The 23,313-nt window shown below is 70.1% G+C and carries 19 protein-coding genes and 1 pseudogene; 8 read left to right on the top strand and 12 right to left on the bottom strand.

What is annotated here, in order from left to right; all coding sequences use genetic code 11:
• Positions 1 to 20 precede the first annotated feature (20 nt).
• From WPS_RS10480 to recQ, 5 genes are all read right to left on the bottom strand, one after another.
• Positions 21 to 662 (bottom strand): hypothetical protein, encoded by a 642-nt coding sequence (locus WPS_RS10480; RefSeq protein ID WP_317994449.1) that lies wholly within the window; start codon positions 660 to 662, stop codon positions 21 to 23.
• A gap of 70 nt (positions 663 to 732) precedes the next feature.
• Complete coding sequence (locus WPS_RS10485; RefSeq protein ID WP_317994450.1) at positions 733 to 2,268, bottom strand: sensor histidine kinase; 1,536 nt, start codon at positions 2,266 to 2,268, stop codon at positions 733 to 735.
• A 3-nt stretch (positions 2,269 to 2,271) separates the two neighbouring features.
• The gene (locus tag WPS_RS10490) at positions 2,272 to 2,952 is read right to left on the bottom strand and encodes a response regulator transcription factor (RefSeq protein WP_317994451.1); all 681 of its coding nucleotides are present in this window, start codon (positions 2,950 to 2,952) and stop codon (positions 2,272 to 2,274) included.
• 4 nt (positions 2,953 to 2,956) lie between these two features.
• Positions 2,957 to 6,223: a TonB-dependent receptor gene (locus WPS_RS10495; RefSeq protein ID WP_317994452.1), complete on the bottom strand. Its 3,267-nt coding sequence runs from the start codon at positions 6,221 to 6,223 to the stop codon at positions 2,957 to 2,959.
• A 68-nt stretch (positions 6,224 to 6,291) separates the two neighbouring features.
• Positions 6,292 to 8,124, bottom strand: coding sequence for a DNA helicase RecQ (gene recQ, locus WPS_RS10500; protein WP_317994453.1), 1,833 nt, complete (start codon positions 8,122 to 8,124; stop codon positions 6,292 to 6,294).
• A gap of 147 nt (positions 8,125 to 8,271) precedes the next feature.
• Here recQ and WPS_RS10505 point away from each other — a divergent pair, with 147 nt between their 5' ends.
• From WPS_RS10505 to WPS_RS10525, 5 genes are all read left to right on the top strand, one after another.
• Positions 8,272 to 8,682, top strand: coding sequence for a hypothetical protein (locus tag WPS_RS10505; RefSeq protein WP_317994454.1), 411 nt, complete (start codon positions 8,272 to 8,274; stop codon positions 8,680 to 8,682).
• Positions 8,683 to 8,750: 68 nt separating this feature from the next.
• The gene (locus WPS_RS10510; RefSeq protein ID WP_317994455.1) at positions 8,751 to 9,887 is read left to right on the top strand and encodes a glycosyltransferase family 2 protein; all 1,137 of its coding nucleotides are present in this window, start codon (positions 8,751 to 8,753) and stop codon (positions 9,885 to 9,887) included.
• Entirely contained in the window at positions 9,884 to 10,717 is an 834-nt protein-coding gene (locus tag WPS_RS10515; RefSeq protein ID WP_317994456.1) for a carotenoid biosynthesis protein, read from the top strand. The genes WPS_RS10510 and WPS_RS10515 overlap by 4 nt, the downstream gene beginning before the upstream one ends.
• A 26-nt stretch (positions 10,718 to 10,743) precedes the next feature.
• Positions 10,744 to 11,442 (top strand): 1-acyl-sn-glycerol-3-phosphate acyltransferase, encoded by a 699-nt coding sequence (locus WPS_RS10520; RefSeq protein WP_317994457.1) that lies wholly within the window; start codon positions 10,744 to 10,746, stop codon positions 11,440 to 11,442.
• A complete protein-coding gene (locus tag WPS_RS10525; RefSeq protein WP_317994458.1) occupies positions 11,442 to 11,837 on the top strand; it encodes a VanZ family protein in 396 nt (131 codons plus the stop codon). The genes WPS_RS10520 and WPS_RS10525 overlap by 1 nt, the downstream gene beginning before the upstream one ends.
• Before the next feature lie 4 nt (positions 11,838 to 11,841).
• Here WPS_RS10525 and WPS_RS10530 read toward each other — a convergent pair whose 3' ends face one another.
• From WPS_RS10530 to WPS_RS10545, 4 genes are all read right to left on the bottom strand, one after another.
• Positions 11,842 to 13,830 (bottom strand): SpoIIE family protein phosphatase, encoded by a 1,989-nt coding sequence (locus WPS_RS10530; RefSeq protein WP_317994459.1) that lies wholly within the window; start codon positions 13,828 to 13,830, stop codon positions 11,842 to 11,844.
• A 12-nt stretch (positions 13,831 to 13,842) separates the two neighbouring features.
• A complete protein-coding gene (locus tag WPS_RS10535; protein WP_317994460.1) occupies positions 13,843 to 14,418 on the bottom strand; it encodes a hypothetical protein in 576 nt (191 codons plus the stop codon).
• Between the two features lies 1 nt (position 14,419).
• Entirely contained in the window at positions 14,420 to 17,662 is a 3,243-nt protein-coding gene (locus WPS_RS10540) for a hypothetical protein (protein WP_317994461.1), read from the bottom strand.
• A 330-nt stretch (positions 17,663 to 17,992) separates the two neighbouring features.
• Positions 17,993 to 18,145, bottom strand: a complete 153-nt coding sequence (locus tag WPS_RS10545) for a hypothetical protein (protein ID WP_317997592.1) — start codon at positions 18,143 to 18,145, stop codon at positions 17,993 to 17,995.
• Between WPS_RS10545 and WPS_RS10550 the strand changes: the two are divergent.
• Both WPS_RS10550 and WPS_RS10555 read left to right on the top strand, forming a co-directional pair.
• Positions 18,092 to 18,540: pseudogene (locus WPS_RS10550) on the top strand (Uma2 family endonuclease). The gene WPS_RS10545 and the pseudogene WPS_RS10550 sit on opposite strands and share 54 nt — an antisense overlap.
• Positions 18,541 to 18,568: 28 nt before the next feature.
• The gene (locus WPS_RS10555; protein ID WP_317994462.1) at positions 18,569 to 19,591 is read left to right on the top strand and encodes an alcohol dehydrogenase; all 1,023 of its coding nucleotides are present in this window, start codon (positions 18,569 to 18,571) and stop codon (positions 19,589 to 19,591) included.
• 110 nt (positions 19,592 to 19,701) lie between these two features.
• Here WPS_RS10555 and WPS_RS10560 read toward each other — a convergent pair whose 3' ends face one another.
• Positions 19,702 to 20,664 carry a hypothetical protein gene (locus WPS_RS10560; protein WP_317994463.1) on the bottom strand — a complete coding sequence of 321 codons (963 nt, stop codon included), beginning with the start codon at positions 20,662 to 20,664 and terminating at the stop codon, positions 19,702 to 19,704.
• A 186-nt stretch (positions 20,665 to 20,850) separates the two neighbouring features.
• Between WPS_RS10560 and WPS_RS10565 the strand changes: the two genes are divergently transcribed.
• Positions 20,851 to 21,720, top strand: a complete 870-nt coding sequence (locus tag WPS_RS10565) for a hypothetical protein (RefSeq protein WP_317994464.1) — start codon at positions 20,851 to 20,853, stop codon at positions 21,718 to 21,720.
• A gap of 104 nt (positions 21,721 to 21,824) precedes the next feature.
• Here the strand turns inward: WPS_RS10565 and WPS_RS10570 are convergent, their stop codons facing one another.
• Positions 21,825 to 22,766 (bottom strand): Fic family protein, encoded by a 942-nt coding sequence (locus WPS_RS10570; RefSeq protein ID WP_317994465.1) that lies wholly within the window; start codon positions 22,764 to 22,766, stop codon positions 21,825 to 21,827.
• Complete coding sequence (locus WPS_RS10575; RefSeq protein WP_317994466.1) at positions 22,763 to 23,134, bottom strand: Fic/DOC family N-terminal domain-containing protein; 372 nt, start codon at positions 23,132 to 23,134, stop codon at positions 22,763 to 22,765. Before WPS_RS10575 ends, WPS_RS10570 begins: the two co-directional genes overlap by 4 nt.
• Positions 23,135 to 23,313: the final 179 nt, after the last annotated feature.

The following is a 23,313-nucleotide window of genomic DNA, read 5'->3' on the forward strand; positions in this document are numbered from 1 at the left end:
GGATCGGCGCGGCTCCGGCCTCAGTTGTGGACGGTCGACGACTGGGCGCGCCAGACGTCGTTGGTTTCGCGGCGGATGCGGTCGGCCGCACCCGTGACCACGTTCTCGCCGTCGTCGCGCAGTTCGGCCAGCACGATCTCCGGGATCACCTCGTTGATCTGCATGATCGAGCGCGCGTAGTCGGTGAGCCCCTGCCGTGCGATCCCCGCGACGGCGGTGTCGCCGAGTCCCGTCGCGGTGGCGTGGAGGAGCGTGTAACTGATCGCTGCGAGGTTGAGCGCAGTATAGTCGTCGCGCAGCCACTTCGTGACCTTGGTCTTGCGCGACGCGCCGATCGCGGTCGCCGCGTTGCCGAGAAGGCTCGACCATGCCGACTTGATTGGGCTCGCACCGTGGCCGCCGAGATCGTCGAGGCAGCGCTTCAGCGCCTCGATGTGCGCTTCGTTCTGCGCGCCGATCTGCGTCACCAACGTCAGCGCCTGCGGGTACGCGCTCACGTGATCCGATTTTTGCTGGCCGCCCAGCGGCTGCGAAATATGCTGCTCCAGCGCGAGCAGATCGCTCACGTACGCTTGCAGCGAGTGCCGTTCGTTCTCGCCGGACCCCTGCGTCGCAGACGAATCATAACGGACCGATGGATCGTTCGTTCCTAGCTCACTCATGTTGGACGTGTACCCTCACGATGCACGTCTACGCGGCGGAGGCTAGGTGACTCGCTGCGGAGGCCGGAACCTAAGCGCGCGCGATGCGCGTCTCGCGCCGGCGCACCTGGTCGGCGCGCAAGTGCAGGACGAACGCCGTTCCGTCCGCGGTACTCGACTGGAGGACAAGGGTGCCGCCTGCACGCTCGACCGCACGCTTTGCGATCGCGAGGCCGAGTCCCGAGCCCTCGACGTCGCCGCGCGTCGCGCCGCGGTAGAAGCGGTCGAAGATCGCCGCTTGATCGCCGGGTTGGATCCCAGGACCGCGATCCGCGATCGTCACGTCGACGCCGCCCGCGGAGGCGTCCGCTGCGATGCGCAGCGGCGCGTCGGGCGCGTACTTGATCGCGTTATCGACGATGTTCGCGATCGCTTCGTGGATCTCGTCGCGATTGCCGATCACCTGCGCGTCGACCGAGAGGTCGACGTCGATCTGCAGCGACGGCGCGAGGATCCGCCGTGCGTCGACGATCTCGTCGATCAGCGGCCGCAGGTCGAACGGCTCGGCCGGACGCGCGTCGTCGCCCTCCATCCGCGCCAGCAGCACGAGGTTGTCGATGAGCACGCGCATGCGAGCGCCCTCGGCCGCGACCGCCGCGAAGATGCGCCGCGACCGTTCGTCGCCGTCGTCGGCCTTGCGGCGCAGAAGATCGATGTACCCGAGCACGATGGTGAGCGGCGTGCGCAGCTCGTGGCCGGCGTCGGCGACGAACTGACGCATCTGCGTCTCCGCCGCCTGCCGCTCGGCGAACGCCGCCGCGACCTGCGCGGCCGCGGCATTGTAGGCCAGCGCGATCGCGTCGAACTCGCTTTTCCCCGCGACGGTGACCGGCTGCGGCGTGAAGTCGCGCGCGGCGAAGCGCTGCAACGCGTGCGTCACTTCGACGAGCGGTTGCAGCACCTGCGTCGTGATGTAGCGGCCGCCGAACCACGCCAGGAGCCCGACGAGCGCCGCGACGCCCGCGATCGCGAGCAGCAGCCACGTCGCGACGGCAAACGTCGCGTTCACGTCGGGGACGAGGCTGAGCGCCCCGCCGACGAAGTCGACGCGGCGCAGGCGGCCGCCGAATGCCGTTTCAAGCGCGAATCCGATCCGGCTGCCGTCGAACGCCTGATGGCGCGGATCTCCGCGCAGCACGATGCCGTTGACGACGAGCGTCGGCGGCCCGTCGAACGGCGGCGGGCCGTCGTTCGCACGCGCGGACGGCGGCCGCGGAACGGCGTGATGCGTCGGCGCGGGCCCGGGCTTGAGCAGCATCGGCCGCGTGTACTCGCGGCCGTCGCGATCGCCCGGCCGCGGCGGCCCCATGAACGCCACCATCCGCACGCCCGGTCGATTCATCCGCCCTTCGAATTCTTTGGCCGCGGCGACGAACGTTTCGCGGCGCATCACCGCGCGCGCGGAAAACGCTTCCGCTTCACGCGCGTCGGCGTCGATGTTGCCCTGCACCAGGTGCACGTACGCGTACAGCGCCGCCAGCGCCAGCGCGCTCAGGATGACCACGACGAAGGTGACCGCCGCGACGACATACCACGAAGTCAGCCGGCGCGAGAACGACGCGAACACGGGCTAGTGTTCGCGCAGCGCGTAGCCCGCGCCGCGTATCGTGCGGATCAGCTTGGGATCGAAGCCGGCGTCGATCTTCGCGCGCAGGTACGACACGTACGTCTCGACCGCGCCCGGCCCGACGTCGCGATCGGTTCCCCACACCAGATCGAGGAGCTGATCGCGGGTGAAGACGCGCTCCGGATTGCGCACGAAGGTGAGCAGCAGCGCGTACTCGCGCGCCGAGAGTTCGATCCGCTGCTCGCCGCGTTTGACTTCGCGGCGGTCGAGGTCGATCGAGAGGTCGGCGTAGGCGACGATCGAGGGCTGTTCGAGCCGCGGCCGGCGCAGCGCGGAGTGCAGACGCGCCACCAGCTCCGACATCTCGAACGGTTTGGAGATGTAGTCGTCGGCGCCGCGCCGCAGTCCGGTGATGCGGTCGTCGGTGTCGGCCTTCGCCGAGAGCATCAGGATCGGCGCCTCGGTGACGCGGCGCAGCATCGGCAGCAGCGCGAGCCCGTCGACGAACGGCAGCATCACGTCGAGCACGATCGCATCGGGACGCCAGTCGCGCACGAGCTGCAGCCCGGCGCGGCCGTCGGGGGCGCTGCGCACCTCGAAGCCGTCTTCGTTGAGACCGAGTTCGAGCAGTTCGCGCAGGTGTCGCTCGTCGTCGATCACGACGACCTTCGGTGCGGCAGCCATCACGCTACTGTTTGACGCTGCCGCCGCCGGCGCCCAGGTCGGGCGGCCGCACCACGAAGATCCCCATCCCCGGCGCATAGTCGAGCGGGCTGCCGAAGCCGCGCCGTCCGCTAGGCGCCGGCGAGGCGCCCGGTGCCGGCGAGCCGCCCGGCGACGGCGACGGACGCGGTCCAACGACGTTCACGCCGACCTGGACGTCGTAACCCTTCGCCTTCGCCTCGGCCGGCGTCAGCATGGTGCCGTACGCGCAGGACGCGGCGGCGCGCAGCGGCGCGAGCGCGGCGACCAGCTCCGGCGGCGGCGAGAACTGCGGCCGCGGCGACTGGTCGGTGCGCGGCGCGACGACGACGCGTTGCTGGAAACCAGCGGGGCCGCCCGGGCCTTCCTCGCCGCCCGGTCCGGGGCCGCCGGGGCCGCCCGGTGCGCCGGGACCGCGGCCGCCGCCGCCGTTCGCGGCGGCGCGCGCCCGCATCGCCTGCAGAACGGAATCTGGAATCTTCGGCCCCAGTCCGAAGTACCACGTCCCCTTCGGATCGCCGTGCGGTGTGATCGCGAGTCCCTCGACATCGGGGACCGGCTTGCCGGCGGCATACGCCGTTGCCGCGGCGCCGAGCTGCGAGAGGACGCGCTGAGCTTGCGGCTGGAGATCCGGCGTGCACTCCGGCCGCGACGTCGCGAGCGACAGCGGGTCGACGCCCGGCGGCGGCGGGATGAACTTGAGGTTTCCGAAGCCCAGGCCGCGCGGCTGCCCCCCTTCGGCATTCGCCGTCGCCGCGATCGTCGCGGTCCCGCGCGCGCCGCGCGAGAGACCGGCGCCCGGCCGCGCACCGGTGTTGATCGAGTACGAAAGCGTGAAGGAACGCGGTGCGTTCGGACGCGCCGCCTGAAGCAGAAACCCGCCGCCGCTCAGCGCGATCGGCTGCGCGTACTGCAGCGTCGAGAAGTTGCCGCTCTCGGTGTTGAAGACGTTCGACTCGAAGAACGTCAGCCGTCCGATCCCGAACGCGTGCGAGACGCCCGCGTTGACGATCGTGTAGGGTGCGATGAACTGGTTGTTGTTGGCGCCCACGTAGCGCGCGTTCGCGAGCAGTTCGACCTGCGCCGGCGCGTAGAGCGCGTCGACGGTCAGCCCCGCGGTGTGCAGCGGACGGCCGGGAATCTGTTCGTTGAGCACGAGCGTGCTGTCGAGCCCGGTGTAGCGCGGATCGGCGGCGGTGACCGTCGCGCCGGTGGTCGAGTACGACGGGATCAGCACGACGTTGGGACCGATCCCGATGCGCGCGGTCGCGCTCACGCCTTGATACACGCGCGTCGTGCCGCCGATCTGCTCCTGCACGTAGACCTGCGGCGTCGCGCCCGGCGTCTGACACACGTTGCTGAAATAGCCGCCCACCTGCCCGAGATATCCCGGCGCGAGGTTGAGGCTGTCGGCGGTCACCTGCGCGCCGACGAGCTGACCGCTCTGCGTCTGCCGGTACGCGCTCAGCGAGAACTGGCCGTGCGTCCACGCGTGCGTCCAGCTCAGATCGTAACTCAGCGCAGACTGGTGCTCGGGCAGGTCGCCGGGTCCGTTGACGATCGCGGTGTCGGCGTAGCAGTTCACGCGCGCGGAGAGCGGATCGCTCAGCGTGCGCACGAGCCCGTTGGCCGGCTGCGAACTGCCGACCGAGAGCGAGGCGTTGTACGAGTCGGCCGACGTCGGCTTCCACGCCGCGCCGAATCCGGCGAGCAGCGACGATCCCGCGCCGCTCGTTCCGGCGTACGAGATGTTCGGGCCGAGCGTGAGCTTGTCGTTCACCTTGTACTGATCGCTGAGCTGGATCTGCCGCGACGCCGTCCCGTACGTCGTCGGACGCACGAACTGCGCGCTCGTTCCGGTGAGGACCAGCGGCGTGAACGTCGTGATCCCGGCGTATGTCGATCCCGAAAGCGTGAAGGTGTGCTTGTCGCGGGTGAGCGTCGCGCTCGCCGCGATCCCGCGCGCCAGCGAACCGTTCACCGACGAGGTCGGGCACAGCACCGGCGTCGTGCCGACCTGCGTCTGCGGCGTGCAGCCGCCGGGGACGTAGCGGTTGAGGTCGCTCGCGAGGTTCGTGTTGTTGTTGACGTAGCCGGTGACGGTCAGCGCGGTGTCGCCGATCAGCGACTGCACCGTTCCGTAGGCGAACTGGAACTTTCCGGAATTGCCGTTGCCGGGGCCGATCCCGCAGGGAAGCGGCGTGACGAACTGCGTGCAGAGCGCCGAACTCGCCTGATTGTTCTGCAGCGCCGTCGCCATCAGCGTCGTGCGGTCGGTCAGCGCGTAGCGCAGTTTGACGAAGTCGCCGATGTTCGCGCTCTCGCCGCCGTGCGCGTAGTCGAATCCGCTCTGATCGAGATAGTCCTGGAACGTCAGCGGGCTGTTCCCGGCGCGCTTCGTGTGCAAGAGCGCGATCCCCAGCTTGCCGAACGAACCGGTCTCGCCGATCTGATAGTTGTAGCGGTCGTAGGTGCCGTCGGATGCGGCGAACTTCGTCTGCCACGTCTGCGTCGGCTGCAGAGTGCGGAAGTTGACCGAACCGCCGAGCGAGCCGGCCTGCGCCCCGAAACTCGCGCTCGCGCCGGAGAACAGGTCGGTGTTCACCGCGCGCAGGTTGGTCGCGGCGCCCGGCGCGCCGAGCGGGATCCCGTCGAGCGTCACCGCGGTCTGCGACTCGTCGTGACCGCGCAGGGAGATCGTCTGCGGCGCGTTCGGGTCGTTTGAGTCCTGGGTGACGTCGACGCCGGCGATCGACGACAGCGCGTCGGTGAGCGAATCGGAGATCTTGCGCACGGCGCTCGTGTCGTCGACGTCGGTCGTCGTCACCACGACGCGCGCGCGCACCGAGCCGATGATCTGCAGGCCGCCGTTGGTGCTTGCGTTGCTCGCGGTCGCCGCCGTTTGCGCCGTCCGTTGAACCCCGAGATCGACGTCGACGTCGACCTGCTTGTTGCCGAGCACCTCGAATTGCGACGAGGTGACGCCGGCGAAGCCGCTTTTCGAGACGCGCACGCGATAGAGCCCGGTCGGCACGTCGGTGTACTTGACGATCCCGCTCTTGGTGGTGAGCGCGCTCGCGACCGTGGGCCCGATCAGGAAGACGCGCGCGTCGGCCAGCGCCTGCGCGGCGGCGGCGTCTTTCACGGTGATTTGAATGATCCCGGTGTCGCTCGAACTCTGCGCGGCGGCCGGCACGACGGTGCCGAGGAGCAGCGCACAGGCGAGCGACAGCGCGGACCAGCGGGTCGCCATCCTGCTCGTCATCGAGCGAAATCCTCGCATCAGGGTCTGTGCTCTCCCTGGGAACGTCCGGGAGGCCCTTAGTCTCTCACGTGGCTCTCAGCGATCGCGGCGAGGAAGCGCGCGCCGAAGTCCGCGAGCTTCTTCTCTCCCACGCCGCTGATCGCGCGAAGCTGCGCGGGCGTGCGCGGATGCTCGCGCGCCATCGCGCGCAGCACCGCGTCGCTGAAGACGACGTACGGCGGCACGTCGCGTTCTTCGGCGATCTCGCGCCGCAGCGCGCGAAGCACCGCGAACATCTCCCGGTCGTACTCCTCGTCGACCGCGGCCGGCGCCCGGCGCGCTTTGCCGCCGGCGACCGCGGCGACGGCCTCGCGCACCTCGATCGCCGTCCGCTCGGCGAGCGCGCGGCGTCCCGCCGCGGTCAGCGTGACGACGTTGTGGCGCGCGGCGTCCTGCGCCAGCAGTCCCAGCCGCATCAATTCGTCGGCGAGATGACGCCACGCGCGCCGGTCGCGGTCTTTCCCGATCCCGTACGTCGAGAGGCGGTCGTGATACCAGCGCTCGATCTTTTCGGTCTTCGCGCCGACCAGCACGTCGACGACGTGCGCGATCCCGACGCCGTAGCCGTGCGCTTCGCGGATGCGATAGACGCACGAGAGCAGTTTTTGCGCGTCGACGGTGGCGTCGAACGACGCGCGCGGCTGCAGGCAATTGTCGCACGCGCCGCAGCGCTCGAGTGGATACTCCTCACCGAAGTAGCCAAGCAGTTCGCGCCGGCGGCAGCCGTTGGAGTACGCGTAGCGGACGATGCGCTCGAGCTGCGCGCGCGCCGCGGGGCGTTCGCTCTCGGGCTTCTCGTCGACGAAGCGTTCGGCGCGCGCGACGTCGCCGTAGGCGAAGAACCACGCGCACTCGGCCGGGAGACCGTCGCGGCCGGCGCGGCCGGTCTCCTGATAGTAGCCTTCGAGGCTGCGCGGGACGTCGTAATGCACCACGAAGCGCACGTTCGATTTGTCGATCCCCATCCCGAACGCGATCGTCGCGCAGACGACGCGCACGTCGTCGCGGATGAACGCCTCCTGACGTTTCGAGCGCAGCGCCGGATCGAGCCCGGCGTGGTACGCGACCGCCGGGATCCCGGCGGCGCTGAGCGCGTCGGCGAGTTTCTCGGTGTTCGCACGGCTGCCGGCGTAGACGATCCCGGCGTCGTCGTCAGGGCGCGTGCGCAGCCAGCGCACGAGTTCGTCGATCCCGCGCGTCCCATGCATCACGCGATAGGTCAGATTGGGGCGGTCGAACGAGGCGACGTGCACGGCCGGGCGGCGCAGGCCGAGCTGGGCGACGACGTCGTCGCGCACGCGCGCCGTCGCGGTGGCGGTGAACGCGCAGAACGGCACGTCGGGAAACCGGTCGCGCAACGGCGCGATGCGGCGGTACTCGGGGCGGAAGTCGTGGCCCCACTCGCTGATGCAGTGCGCTTCGTCGACGACAACGCGCGCGATCCCCCACCGTTCGAGATCGTCGACGAACCCCGGCAGCGTAAGCCGCTCCGGCGCAACGTAGAGGAGACGGTACGCGCCGCGTTCGAGGCCGTCGAGACGGCGCCGCAAGTCGGAATACTCGAGCGACGAGTTGAGCGACGTCGCGGGGATCCCGGCGGTGTCGAGCGCGTCGACTTGGTCTTTCATCAGCGCGATCAGCGGCGAGACGACGACGGTGAGGCCGTCGGTGAGGACCGCGGGGAGCTGGTAGCAGAGCGACTTTCCGCCGCCGGTCGGCAAGAGCGCGAAGACGTCACGGCCGTCGAGCACGTCGCGGACGATCGCTTCCTGCGACGGGCGGAACGACGGGAACCCGAACCATCGCTCGAGCGCCTCGCGCAACGTCGCCGCCTCGACCATGTCCGTCATCGTTCGCCGTCTGCGCACGATGGACCGGCCGGCAAGGCCCCCCGATGCCAGGGTGACGGAGGGTTTCCCTGCATGCATGCTTACCAGGGGAGGAGGGCACTTGCCGTCGTACGTGGCGACGTCAATCGGGTGGGTCGCAGCGTGGGGGTGTCATTGCGGCTGGGCAGGTTCGGAGAACAACTCATCGCGTGGGTGGAGAAACCGTGCACGCTCACGATCGCGATCGCCGGTGCGAGCGAACTCCGCGTCGCCGGGATCCTGCGGCCGTACTTCAGCCTCCGCTCGATGCGCGGCTGGGCGCTGGTGCCGCCCCAGCAGCACGGCGGCTTCGAAACGATGCGGCTGACGCCGCTCGAGTTCGCCGACGCGACGGTCCGCGTCGTGACGGGCGAGGGCGCGCAGCGACGTCTCCGTTTCGCGCTCGACCGCCGCGCGATCTTCACCCTCGAACGCGATCACGCGCCGTTCACCGGGCCGCCGCGCGCGGTGCGCGAGACGCGCTACCTCTACTCGGGCGGCCGGCGCCGCCCGATCCCGGAGCCGTGGATGCTCCAATAGGCCGCCGCGGCCGCGCACGGTCACCTGCGTCACAGGAATCGCGCGCACGAGGCACTACCATCGTACGGATGCTGCTGCTCGCCGCGACCGTGCTGGAAGGTCTGGCCGGACTGCGCGCGCTCGCGCGGATGGCGACCACGTTCGGCGGATCTGCGCTCGCGCCGTCGCCGCCCGCCGCCGCGGGCAGCATCGACGCGATCGTCCCGGTGCTGAACGAAGAACGCCGGCTCGCTCCGGCGCTCGCCGCGCTCGCCGCGTGCGGCCCGTCGCTCGGCACGATCCTCGTCGTCGACGGCGGCTCGACCGATCGCACCCGCGACGTCGTGCTCGCTGCGCGCGCACGCGATTCGCGCATCCGGCTCGTCGACGCGGGGCTGCCCGGCCCCGGCTGGAACGGCAAAGCCTGGAACCTCGCCGCCGGTCTCGCGCTCTCGCAGGCGACGTGGATCGCGACGATCGACGCCGACGTGCGCATCGGAGCGGGGCTGCTCGACGCCGCCGTCGCGCGCGCGCAGCGCGACCGCCTCGTGCTGCTCAGCGTCGCGACGCGTCAGGAACTCGCCGACATCGGCGCCGCGCTGCTGCATCCCGCGCTGCTGACGACGCTCGTCTATCGCGCCGGTCTGCCGAACGTCGTCACCGGCGATCCCGGCCGCGTGCAGGCCAACGGTCAAGTGATGGTCGCGTCGCGCGAGACGCTGCGCGAGACCGGTGCGCTCGCCGCGGCCCGCGCCTCGCGCTGCGAAGACGTGACGATCGCGCGCACCGTCGCGGCATCCGGCGCGCGCGTCGGCTTCTTCGAAGGCGACGCGACGGTGCGGATGCACGACTCCGGCGCCGAGTGCGCCGCGAACTGGCCGCGTTCGCTCACGCTGCTCGACGGGTTCGTCGGCCGCGGTAAGCTCGCGTTCGCGCTCGCCGAGGTGCTCTTCGCGCAAGCGCTGCCGCTGCCGACGCTGGCGCTGATCGCACTCGACGGCGGACACGCACCGTACGCGCGCACGATGCTCGCAATCGCCGTCGCGCTCGTCGCGATGCGTTTGGGCGTGCTGGCGGGAACGCGGCGCGCGTATCCGCACGCCCCGCCGGCCTACTGGCTCTCGCCGCTCGCCGATCTTCCCGCCGTCGCGCTCGTCATCGCAAGCGCGCTGCGGCGCACGCACCGCTGGCGCGGGCGCACGCTCGTCACCGAAGGAGTCGCATGAAAACCTCTGCCTGGTCGTTTACCGTTCTGCACGGGCTCGCGCTGTGCTTGGGACTGTTCGGCCTGCTCGTCGCGATCCCGCATCCCGAGTTGTGGGCCGGGCAGCCCGCGGCGATGGCGTTTTTCGCCTTCGCACTAGGGAAGACCGGCGGCACCGGGATGGTGCTCGGCGCGATCGCGATGCTCGCCTACGGCGGGTGGGCGCTGGGCTGGCGGCGCACGCTGATCTTCTTCGCCGCTGCGACGATCATCTCGGCGACGGCGGAGCTGACCGGGACGAAGACCGGCTGGCCGTTCGGCGGCTACGAGTACACCGAGTTTCTGGGCGCGAAACTGCTCGGCCGCGTGCCGTTCGCGATCCCGCTCTCGTGGTTCTACATGGCGTTCGCGTCGTTCGTCCTCGCCGACGCGATCGTCACCGCGCGCGGCGGAACGAACCGCACGCTGTGGTCGATCGTGCTCGGCACGTGGCTCCTCACCGCGTGGGATCTCGTGCTCGATCCGTCGATGGCGGCGCCGCAGATGCAGTACATCCACTTCTGGGTGTGGCACGAGCACGGTCCGTACTTCGGGATGCCGCTGCGCAATCTCGCCGGCTGGTTCGGCACCGGTTTGCTCTTCATCGCGGTCGGCCGGCTGGCGTGGAACGAACGCACGACGCCCCTTCCGCCGGTCGCCATTCCGTTCGCGGTGTACGCCATCAACGTCGTGTGGTCGATGATCCTGAGCATCTCGGCGGGGATGTGGCCGACGGCGATCGCCGCGCTGCTGCTCTCCCTCGCCCCCGCGGCGCTCGCGCTGCGCGCCCGGACGCCGCGCGCGTTCGCCTGAGGGCGGCTGCGCAGCGCACGACGCCGATGTATCCGCCGCCGGGGATGGTCGGCCCGCGGCTCATCGCCGCGTGGGCGCTGCGCACGCAGTCGCGCGACGTGCAGGTCGACGGGCTCGAGCACGTCCCGGCGCACGGGCCGGTGCTGATCGTCGCGCGCCACTACCACCATCTGCTCGACGGCGCGGTGCTCGTGCAGCACGTGCGCCGGCCGCTGCACATCGTCGTCGCGCTCGACTGGACCGCCGACGCGCGCCAGCGGCGCTGGATGGAACGCGCGTGCCGCTGGTCGCAGTGGCCGGTGATCCTGCGCCCTGCGACGACGCCGAGCGCCGCGGCATACGACGCGAGCGAGATCGCGCGCTACCTGCGCTCGGGACTGCGCGATGCGGCGCACTTGCTGCGCGACGGACGCGCGGTCGTCGTCTTCCCCGAAGGCTATCCGGCCGTCGATCCGACCGCGTCGCCGGCGACGCCGCGGGCGCGCGACGCCGGCGGGTTTCTGCCGTTCGCTGCAGGCTATCGCACGATCGCGCAGTTGGCGCAGCACGGCGGCTCGCCTCCGGTCGCGATCGTCCCGCTCGGCTTCGCCTACCGGCGCGACGGCGATCGCTTCGACATCGTCGCGCGCTTCGGCGCGCCCCTCGGTCTCGGCGACGGTCCCGAAGCGGTGGAACGCGCGGTGCGCTCGTTGTCGGCGCCGTCGATCCCGGCGGCGTTCCGCTGATGCATCCCAGCGACGCGCCGTCGACGCCGCGCCGGGTCGCGTGGGCGGCGGTCACGGCGATCATCGCAACCGTGCTGTTCGTGCTCGCGACGAGCGACGTCGTGTACGAGATCACCTCGCCGCCGCAGTTCTCGTGGCACGTCGTGCTGCGCAAGGCGTACAGCATCGTCGCTTTCGCGCTCGTCGGCTTCACCGCCGACAAGGCGCTCGGCATGACGGCGCGCCCGCTGCTGCGCGGCGCCGTGCTCATCGCGGTCTACAGCGGCGCGATCGAGATCGCCCAGAAGTTCAGCGGCTCGCACGAAGGGCCCGTGTGGAACGCGATCGACGTCGCGTGCGGCGCCGCGGGCGGCTGGCTCGGAGTCGCGGCGTCGCGCTTCCGCAAACCGCGCTGAACGCTCAGCACGCGCGCAGGCGCAGCCGTGCGCTGACGTGCGAGCCGCGGCCGGGCAGGCGGCGCACCCGCAGTTCGTCGGCGAGCACCTCGGCGATCGCGAGCCCGCGGCCGCTCTCGTCCATCGCGTCGGCGGTCGTGTGCACCAAATCGAAACCCGCGCCCGAATCGACGACGTGCAGCACCGGGACGTCGCCGTCCCAGGTGAGGCCGATGTCGATCGGTCCGGGGGCGTGGCGCGCCACGTTGCCGACGAGTTCGCCGAAGATGATCTCGGCGGCATCGAGGTCGGCGTCGGGCGGGACGAGCGGGCGCAGCGACTCGACGAACGACGCCCGCGCCGCGTGGGCAGAGAACGCATCTTCCGCATCGAACGTCCAGCGGCGCTCGCGGTCGAAGGTGATCGTTAGGATCGCGACGTCGTCACGGATTCCGTCGTGCAGCACCGTGTTGCGGATCAGCCGCGCCGGCGCCGCGACGTGCGCGATCGCTTCGGCGGCCAGGATCGCGCGCACGCGTTCGAGTCCGTCCATGACGTCGCGCGTCGACTCGATCAGACCGTCGGTGTAGAGCGCGAGCAGGCCGTCTTCCGGGAGCGTCGCGCGCCACAGCGTCGGCGGCGCGTCGATCAGGCCCAGCGGCGGCCCGGCCGCGCCGCCGATCTCGCGCACGCGCGCTTCGGCGGTGCGCAGAAACGGCATCGGATGACCGGCCGACGAGAAGGCAAAACGCCGCGTGCGCGGTTCGAGCACGCCGACGAACGCGGTGACGTAGCGGTCGGGAAACTCCGCGCACAGCGCGACGTTAGCCGCCGCGAGGATCGCGTCGGGTTCGAGCCCCTGGTACGCCGCGACGCGGATCGCATGCCGCACGCTGCTCATCAGGACGGCGGCTTCGAGCCCCTTCCCGGTCACGTCGCCGATCGAGACGACGAGGTTTCCCTGCGCCGCGAACGCGTCGTACCAGTCGCCGCCGATCTCGGCTTCCGACGCCGCGGGGATGTAGATCGCGTCCAGACCGATGTCCTCGATCCGCGGGAGCGACTGCGGAAGCGCGGCGAGCTGGAACGTGTCGGCGACGCGCCGCTCCCGCTCGAACGCGCGCGCGTTCTCGATCGCGAGCGCGAGACGCTTGGCGATCAGTTCCGCCGTCCGCAGGTCGATCGCGTCGAAGGTGCGTTCGCCGGCGCCGTTCGAGAATTGCAGTGCGCCGAAGACGCGGCCGCGGCCGCGCATCGGCACGATGATCCCGCTCTGGATGTCGAGGCGTTCGAGCATCGCGCGATGGCGCGCGTCGCGCGCGGCGGCGCCGCGGAGTTCGGGCGGCACGACCGGGATGAACAGCGTCTCACCGGTATCGATGACGCGCGCGGTCGGGCTGCGATACCCGACGGGATAGAGCGCGACCATCTCGCGGGCGAGGGTGACTTTGGCCGGATCGCGGTGGTGGATTGCGGGCGTCTCGATCGTACCGTCGTCGCACAGGAGATGGATGACGCACCAGTCGGCGACGTTCGGCACGACGAGACCGACGGCCCAGAAGACCTGATCGAGGTCGAGCGCGCTCGCGAGCGCGTCGTTGATGTCGCCGAGCAATTGCAGCGCGAATTCGTTGCGCTTCGGCACGTCGACGTCGACGGCCGTGCCGATCCAGTCGACGACGTCACCGTCGGGGCCGATGCGCGGTGCGACCGATGCGTGATGCCAGCGAAACCCGCCGTCGGCGCGGCGGATGCGGAAATCGATCTCGCCCGGCTCGCGCCGCAGGCGGCGCGCCTTCCAGTAATCGTTGACGCGAACGCGGTCGTCGGGGTGGACGAACTGCTCGGTCACCTCGAAGCGCGAGAGGCCGAGCACGTCGGAGCCGGTGTACTCCCGCCAGCGCTCGTTGGCGTAGACGAGCCCGGCGTCGGGCGCGGTGATCCACACCAGAACCGGCAGGCTGGCGGTGATGGACGGATCGACGGCACGCTCGGCGCGCTGTGGGCTGCGCACGTCGAGGGTGGATTACCTGCGGGGAGCGCCCGCGCCCTCCGTCGCGCGGGGTGCGCATGCAGCCAGCGCTGCTCGTGCGGCGGCCAGCACCTCGGGTGCGGTCTCTTCGCGCGTCGCCAGTTCGAGGATCGGCAGGCACCACACGGCGCGGACGATCGCCAAATCACCGAGTAAGCGGATGCGTGCTTCGTCGTCAAGCTCGCCGACGCGCGGATCGAATCGCTGCGGCCACGTGATCGCCGGCGGATCGGACGCGTGTCCGGCGTGCGCATCGGTCTCGGCGGCGGTGTTTGGCGAGACCTCGGGTTCGTGCCGCTCGGAGACGTCGGGTGCGTGATGCGCGTCGCGCACGCCGTTCGCAACGGCGCCGGCTCCGCTCGCCGCGGCGGCGCGCCGGAGCGTCGCTTCGCCGACGACATCGTAGGCGACGTCGTCGTCGTACTCGATCCCGTCGTCGCGATCTGCCGACCGGTCGCGCCCGTGCGTATTCCGCACCCCGACCGCCTGCCGCAGCGACGCGTTGCGCAAAATCACCGCCACGCCCGCCGCTACCGCGACGAGCGCAAGGACGACGAACAGCACCCACATGTTACGCGCGCACCCGGCGCTGATCGCCGAGCGCCCGCAGCAGCGACTCGCGCTCGATCTCGAGCTCGACGTCGACCGGCGCGTGCAGCCCCGTGGCGAACTCGGTCGGGTTGAGCGCTTCCATCGCGGTCAGCGTGCGCTGCAGCGCGTCGCGATACGGGCTGAAGTCGGCGACGCTCTCGCCGTCGCGCTCGAGCGAGGTCCCGAGCAACATGGTCGCCACCCGCCACGGCGCCGCCGTCACCAGCTTGGCGCGTTCGAGCAAGGAGGCCGCGGAAGCCAGTTCGTCGGCACCGACCGTGCCGATGAGCTGCAGCCCGGTCTCCTCGATACCGGCGTACGAGGTGTGCGCGCGCAGCGCTTCAATCGCCGCCTGCAACGCGACGCGCGCGCCGCGCGTCTCGATGTCGTCGCGTTCGAGCACGGATTTCGGCACGCGCAGTTTGATGAAGAGCCGGTCGACGAGTTCGTCGACGAGCGCGCCGTACGCGACGAGCGCCGACGTCGCCTCCGGCGTTTCGGCGCGGTTGGGCGTGAGCGCGCGCAGGACCATCAGGTGGCCGAGCAGCCCCGGGAAGCGCGCCTCCTCGAGATACTGCACCGTCCACTCCAGGCGTTCGGCCGTGAGCGCGAGCGCGACGGTCGCGGCATGCGGAGCGGGGTGTTCCGGCGCGGCGATCAGCTGCGCGAGCTCGTCGGCCGGGATCGCCGTGTCGGTGCGCGCGCCGTTGGTGCCGCGCACCGGAACCGCCGGCGGGAGCTGGATGTAGGTCGTCTCGCCGGGGAGCGCCGCTTGCTGGTGACGCACGCCTTGGATCCGGCCTGCGGCGGCGTCGAGGACGGAGAACGGGAGCGTCGGGTCGACGATCGGCAGCGCCGGCGCGGAACGGACGCGCAGCGGCTCGGCCTGCACGACCATCTCCGGCTGCTCGTCCCACAGCACGTGCGCGCGCGTTTCGATCGTGCTCCCCGCCGGGACCGGCGTGTTGACGATCATCCGCAGCCGCGCGATCACCTCGACGCCTGCGCCGACGTCGCCGAGCGTGAGCCCGCTGGCGACGAGCAGCGGCGACGTCCCGGCGAAGTCGAGCAGCGCGACGTCGTTGACGGTCGTGCTGCCGGGCGCGTAGACGGCGTTGGTCGGCGCGTCGAGCCGCGCGTTGAGGCGCTTCGCGGCGCCGTCGCCGTGGTTGCGCAGCGAGAGCGTGTAGACGATCTCGTCGCCTGCGTCGACGGCTTCGGCCGGCAGCGCCGTGAGCGTCGCGCCTTCCGCGAACGACGCCTCGGCGTGCGTTTCCAGCGTCATCGATTCGAGCGAGAACGGCACGACGTTGAGGCCGCTGAGGCGCGCGCCGACCTCGAGGCTGTCGTCGGCGCTCACGCTGCCGACGAGCCGCAAGTGAACGATCGCCTCGCGCGACTCTTGCGCCGGCACTTCGCCGAACACGACGGTGTCGCCGTCGCGCGATGCGCCTTCGACGTTTTCGAGCCGCAGCTCGTCGGTGAGGAACAGCCGCACGCGCACGTCCCGACCGCGATCCGTCCCCTCGTTGTGCAGCGTCAGCTTGCAGGCGGTGGTGCGGTTGGGGCGTAGCACCTCGTTGCCCTCGAGGACCAGCGCCGAGCCCTTGGTCGAGAAGCGCGGGCGCGACGACGCGACGTGGACCGCCGAGCCGAGATCGATCTCGTCGAGCTGCGCGGTCTGCAGGCGCGCCCGCACGCGCAGCTGCGTCTGGTCTTCGATCGCCGGGGCGACGCGCGCTTCGAGCTTGATCGTGCGCGCGGCGCTCGGTTCGAGCTTGTCGAGATGGACCGCGCCGTCGTCGCCGATCGTCAGCTCCCCGTCGCGGTCGCTCGCTTTGAGCTGCGAGAGCCCTTCGTCGACGTCGAGCTGGAGGCGCGCGTCGGTCGCGGCGTCGGTCCCCATGTTCTCGATGCGGATGGTGAAGACGGCGGCGTCGCCGGGCGAGACGCGCTTGGGCGTCTCGCGCTCGATCGTGTTGAACGCGGCGGGGAACGCCGGCGCCGAGCGGACGGTGACGGCGCGGTCGAAGCTCCGATCGCCTTTCGCCCAATCGATCCGCGCCGCAAACGGCAATTCGGTGCCGTTCTTCACCGGCGAGCGGACGATCCCGGCGAGAGAGACTTCGACCGAGCGCCCCGGCTCGAGATCGCCGAGTTCGAAGAGCCCGAAGTCTTTCTCGCGGTCGACCAGCGTCGCGCCGTCGACGCGCCGCGAGCCGCCGGAATAGGTGAAGCCGTCGGGGAGCTTGATCTTCACCTTCACGTTGCGCGCGCGGGCGGTGCCGATGTTGCGCGCGCGGGCGGTGAGGCGGATGCGCTGACCGGGAACGACGTCGTCTTCGCAGTCGACGGTGAACGAGGTCTCTTCGCCGGCGAACGACGGCTTGGAAGGGATCTTGAGCGTCACCGTCGCGAGCGCGAACTCCGGGAGTTCCTGCGAGCAAACGGAACCGCGCGCGGCGATCGCGGTGGCGTCTTCGAGCGTCGCGTCGATCCGCACGCGGTAACCGACGTCGAGCGTCGCGCCCGGGCCGAGCGTCGGCGCGACGATCGTCGGGCGCGACGGACCAAACGGTTCGGCATCGCCCTCCGCCGGCGCGCGGCCGTCGACCTTCGCCGAACCCGCGACGTACGATGTGTGCGCGGGGAGCGGCAGCAGTACGATCACGTCGTGCGCGCTCGATTGGCCGCTGTTGTGGATCTGCGCGCGGAGCTGGAGTTCGGCGTCGGGCACCGCTTCGCGCACCGGCGTGAGCGAGAGCTTCGTCGTCGACCCCTGCAGCGTCGGGCGGCTGCGCACGACGAGCCGCACGACGTTGGAACCGATGAGCGGGACTTCGAACGAGGCGATCGCCGCCTGCAGCGCGATCTGCGTCCCGTTCTCGATCGTCGGCGCGACGCTGTAGGCGAGCGAGATGCGCCGCTCGCCGCCCGGCGGGACGTCGCCGATGCTCGCGCCCGAACTCTGCAGCAGCGACGTGAGCCCGCCGTGCTCGTCGATCGCGGTATCGTCGATGCGTGCCGTTCCGACGAGATACGTGAGCCCCTCAGGGAGCCGGAACCGGACGCGGAATCCGGTCGCCGTCCCACCGCCGAAGTTGCGGAACGTGAACGTCGCGTGGATCGTCTGCCCGGGTTCGATGGTGCGGCCCGGCGAGACGTTGAGCGTGCGTAGCCCCTCGGGCAACGGAGCGGTACCCGGAGCGAAGACGTCGGTCATCGTGCGCATACGCCGGTAACCGTTGCGAATGCGATGCTACGGATACCTGTTGACCAAGCGACGCCGCCCCGCTCCCGGCCCCCGGCTCCGGAACATCGTGATCCGCTGCACTCACCCCGTCACGCTGAGCCTGTCGAAGCGCAGCCGCCCTAGTGCTCGTCAGAGGCGACGCTTCGACAGGCTCAGCGTGACGCAGCGGCACGAGATGATACGACGCGGCATCAGGCTACAGGCGGGCAACCAGGCCGAAACGAAACGGAAACTCTCGCGCGGCACCATCCGATGAGTGAGATGCAAGCACCAGCGAACGACGGACTCGACCTGCGCGCCTTAGCGTCGCCGAGTATCACCCGGATGGGTGAGGCCGGGATCTTGCGAGCCGACGAACGCGTCGAGCTTCTGAACGGCCGGATCGTTGAAGTCCCGCCGATCGGACCCGATCACGCGTACGTCGTCACGCACGTCGCGGACCTCGTGCACCACCGGCTCCGCGGGGAGATCTTCGTGCGCTCGCAGCTTCCGCTGCCGCTCGGCCCGTATTCCGAACCGGAACCGAACCTCGCGCTCGTCAGGGGCCGCGCGGAGCGTTACCAACGCGCACACCCCGCGCAGACGATGTGCTGCCCGTCATCGAAGGTTCGAACACGACGCTTGCATACGATCGCGGTGCAAAGCTCGCTGCGTACGCGACAAGCGGGATCGGCGAGTACTGGATCGTGAACCTCCGCGATCGCACCGTCGAAGTGCATGCTCAACCGCGGGACGGCCGCTTTCAATCGACGCGCATCGCGCGTGGCGATGACCGGGTCACTCCGCGCGGCATCCCGGACGTGTCGTTCACGGTCGCCGAGATGTTCGGAACGATCGCGCGAGGGTGATGCCGGCAGCCGGCGGAATTTGCGGCGCATGAGTACACAGATGCGTGCGGTTGAGGTTCCCGCAGCCGGCGGCGATTTCGAACTGGTCACGCGTGACATCCCCGAACCCGGACGCGACGAAGTACGCATCCGCGTGCAAGCATGCGGCATCTGTCATAGCGACGCGCTGGTGAAGTTCGGGCATTGGCCCGGCGTCGTCTATCCGCGCGTCCCCGGCCACGAGATCGTCGGCGTCGTCGACGCGGTTGGGCCGGATGCAAAGCCGTGGAAGGTCGGTGCGCGCGTCGGCGTCGGGTGGTTCGGCGGCTGCTGCTTCCACTGCGATCGGTGCCGCCGCGGCGACCTTCTGCATTGCACGAACGGACAGATCCCCGGGATGACCTACGACGGCGGTTATGCCGACTACCTGATCGCGCCGGCGATCGCGGTCGCGTCGGTCCCCGACGATCTGGCGAGCGCGGAGGCCGCGCCGCTGCTGTGCGCGGGGATCACCACCTTCAATGCGTTGCGGCACAGCGGTGCGAAAGCGGGCGACGTCGTCGCCGTCCTCGGCGTCGGCGGCCTCGGACATCTCGGCGTGCAGTTCGCGGCGAAGATGGGCTTCCACACCGTCGCGATCGCGCGCGGCGCGGACAAAGCGCAGCCCGCGCGCGACCTCGGCGCGCATCGCTACATCGACAGCACGCGCGGCGACGTCGCCAAGGAATTGCAAGCGCTCGGCGGCGCGAAGGTCGTGCTCGCGACCGTCACCAACGCCCCCGCGATGGCCGCGACGATCGACGGGATCGCGACCGGCGGCGAACTCATCGTGCTCGGCGCGACGGCCGAACCCATCGCGGTCACGCCGATTCAACTGATCGGCGCTAGCCGTACCGTGCGGGGCTGGCCCAGCGGCATCGCGACCGACTCGGAAGATACGATGCGGTTCTCCGCGCTGCAGGGCGTCCGTCCGCAGATCGAACGCTTCCCGCTCGAACGCGCCGCAGAGGCGTTCGAACGGATGATGAGCGGCAACGCCCGCTTCCGCGTGGTGCTCGAGACCGGCGCCTAACACACCCCGTGTGAAGGAGTGAAGACGAAGAAGAGCCCGGGCTTCGCAGGTCCGGGCTCTTCTTCTGCCCCTTCGAAAGACAGCGGTCGAGGGGCGGCGCAGGCGACGGGCTATTCGTTGACCGCGGCGCCGTTCGGGGAGACGGGGGTGCGCACGACCGACTCGAGCGACTTGAGCACTTCGAGCGCGCTCGACGACGGTCCGATCGACTTCGCGCGTTCCTGCGCGGCGCGGGCGTCCGCCTCGGCGGCTTCGCGCGCGGCGCGGCATTCGGTGAATCGGCGGGCGGCCTCGGCGGCTTCCGCCTTCGTCGCGTTCAGCGCTTCGGCGGCGCGGTCGAGACGCTGCTCGCCTTCGGCGAGGCGGGCTTCCGACTCGGTGAAGGCGCGGCGGGCGTCGTCGAGTTTGCGCTTGAGGTCTTCGACGAGCGCGTTTGCGGCGTCCATCGCCGCGTGCAGCACGACCGAATCTTCGGTCGCCTTCGCGTGCTCGGCGGCGAGCCGTCCGGTGCGCTGCGCGATTTCGCGCGCCGCGACCGCGGCCTTCTTCTCTTCGTCGAGCAACGACGAGACGACCGCGAGCTTCGCGTCGACGCCGAGTTTCTCGCGGGCGGAGCGAGCCTCGGCGGCTTCAGCGGCGAGGCGTTCTTCGACGGCGCGCGCGTTGTCGAGCATCGCCTGGATCGCCGCGCGATGTTCGGCGGCGCGGCGCTGCGCTTCCGCGAACTCGTCGCTGGTCGGCGTGATCTCCGGCGGCGGCACGACGGTGAGTTGCGGACGTCCCGGCGGATCGGGCGGCGCGACGGCGGCAGCGACCGGCTGCGGGGCGGGCGTGGGGAGCGGCGTCACCGTGGCGACCGGCGCGGCAGCGACGGCTTCGGTGGCCTCGCTCTCGCGGCGATCGCTGCCGCTGCGGCGTTCTTCTTCGACGGGAATGTTCTCCATTCGACGTTCCTGGCCGCTGCGCGGGTCGCCGGCGTCCAGGTCGGCAAGGATCGAGTTGAGCTTGCGCGAGGCGGCACCGCCCTGCGCGTCGTCGTCGCCGGCACTTCCGCCGGTCGGGCGGTCGGGCATGATGCCGAAGCTCCAGTTCTTATCCTTGCCGCGGAACAACATGTGGCTTCAACTCCAGAGGACGGTCAGCGTCGATCCCGTGTTATTAAGTTTCGGTCAAGCGCGCGGAGACTTTATGTGGGTCTGCGGGAGTGAGCAGGATCGCAGGCCCACAGGAACGGCGGCGGGGGCTCCGTAGGATTGGGCATGAGAGGCCGGCACGCGAGACGGGCGGTTGCGATCGCCGTCGTCCTCTTGATCGGCGCGGCGGGCGCCCGGGCTGAGGGCTTCGCGACGCTGCATGACGTGCTCGGCGGCCTGCGGCAACTCCCCGGGATCGCCTTCACCAACGTCGCCGAGTGGTCGGGCCGGCCGGCGGCTCCCGCGGAATCGGCAGCGGGGACGGCGCCGTTCGCGGAGGTGCGGGCGGAGCGCGCGATCCTCGCGCTTCCGGCGCCGGATCGGGAGGCGACGCTGTGGTGGCTGCAGAGCCGCGGCCGGAAACGTCTCCACGAGCGCGGCGCTACGAACGCGGAGATCGGCCCGGCGCGCTACCCGGTCGACCTGTTCGGCGAGCGCGGGCCGAACACGCGGCTTGCGCGCGCGATGCACGAATGGCGACGGCTGCCGTATGGCGGCGACATGCGCAGCGTCGGCGCGCGCGATCCCGAGATCACCAATCGCGTGCGCGTGCTGGGCGGGTTTGCGGTGGTCGCGCGCGACGGCGGGGCGGAACTGCACTGCCTCTCGTTCCGCAATCTCGCCGCGAACACGGCGACGTCGATCCGCTGGCGCTTCGACTTCTTCGGCGCCGACGGCACGCAGCTCACCTCGATCACCGACGAACGCCGCGGCTCGTTCGCGCCGAACATCGACATCATTTCCGTCCCGAACGTCGCCACCTACAACAATCCCGGCCTCGGCATGCCGCATGCGCTCACCGAGGGATGCCGCCGCAACGACACGCGCAACGAGAGCACCGCGCTCGCACGTGCAGCGTCGTTTGCGGTGAGCATCGCCGGCGTCACCTACGACGACGGAACGACGATCGGATTATCCGCCTTCTCGACCCGCTAAGCCCGTCGAAGAGCCGGCCGTAGGAAATCAGTTAGAGCTGTCGTCGTTCCAGTCACGGCCGGGGCGCCGCTATGCCAATAGAAGCGACTGGAAAAACATACGATTCACCGTCGTCGTTTTTTACGACTGCCCAGGGGATGTGGCGGACGCGGTCCTTCGACGAGGTCGTCGGGGCACGGACGTACCGGTCCCTCGGCGTGCGTGTTGCCAGAAGGACTCGCGAGAGCGCGCTCCAGGTCGGCGAAGGCGTCGATCAACTCAACGGCCTCGAAGCTGCGATTGCGCCGAGCACCGGTGGTTTCGATCAGGATGCGGGCGCGCACGAGCACCTCAATCGCGGTGCTGGTGTTGGTGAAGTTGCGGCCGATGAGCTTCTGCGCCGAGCTGATCGTGATAATCGGTGCCGCCGGCAGATGCGCTAAGAGCTGAAGTGCTCCCGCGTCCGCGCGCAGCGAGCCCAGGCGCGTGCGCCACGTCGCGACGAGCGCTTCGATGCGGTCCTCGAATGCGACGGCGTCATGAGCGGCACGCGTACATGCACCGGCAAACATCGCGATCCACGCCTCCATTGCGGCGTTAGCGACGGGTCCTTCAGGCGGTCCGTCGTAACGGGTTGCGTTCAACGCGTGCACATATGCGCCGGCGCTCGTCGCAAGGATGAGCGATACCGGAGGCACCGTCCTGAGTGCAAGGCCCCGTCGACGGAGCACCATTGCGATGAGCGCGCGGCCGGTGCGTCCGTTGCCATCGATGAAGGGGTGGATCGTTTCGAACTGCGCGTGCGCGATCGCAGCTTGCACGACCGGCGAAACACTGTCGCCGTTGCAGAAACCGCAGAGGTCCTCGAGCAGTTCAGGAACGAGTTCGGGAGGCGGAGGGACAAAATCTGCCCCGTTCGGCGAGTTGTCGTGTCGCCCGATCCAATTCTGCACGTGCCGAAGCCCCGTACGATCCGCCAAGGTTGTCGGACGCAATAGCGCCTCTTGCACGTCGACCAACCGCGCGGTGGTAATCGGCTCCGCGGCATTCCGCAGTGCGCGCATCATCGCGTCGACGTTTCCGAGCACCTCGTCGGCTGTCGGATTCGGCGCGGGTCGACACCGGCTGCCGCTCTGAGCACACGCGCCGGAGCGATTCTCAGGCCCTCGATATGCGACGACGCAACGGACTCTGCGCGCAACAGCAGGCGCGCAAGCGCCTCGGTGTCGGCAAGGGCACGCGCGCGCGCATCGAGACGCGCAATTGCCAGTTCGGCATCGGAGACATCTGCCGCGATGTCCGCTGACAGAATGAAGCGTCGGCCGGCAAGCTGATCAGGGATGTAGGCCTGGTAGCGCCCGCTCCACCGCTCGCGGCGAGGAACCCCGATCCCCGCCTGCGGGGCGGTCCAAAGATGCGTTACATAGGTCCCCACGCGTTCATATTATCATTTCTCATCATAAATGGGAGTAAGGACGCGTTGTGTTCCTGGTATCGCGCCGCGCGCTACCAGGTCAGCTCGTCGTCACCAGTGTTGGCAAACTCCGGCCAGGCGAGAGCGTCATCTTCAGCCGCCGCGAACTCGCGGCTCGCCGACGCCCAGCCGTCGCGCGA

The organism is Vulcanimicrobium alpinum, assembly GCF_027923555.1.
Lineage (GTDB): Bacteria > Vulcanimicrobiota > Vulcanimicrobiia > Vulcanimicrobiales > Vulcanimicrobiaceae > Vulcanimicrobium > Vulcanimicrobium alpinum.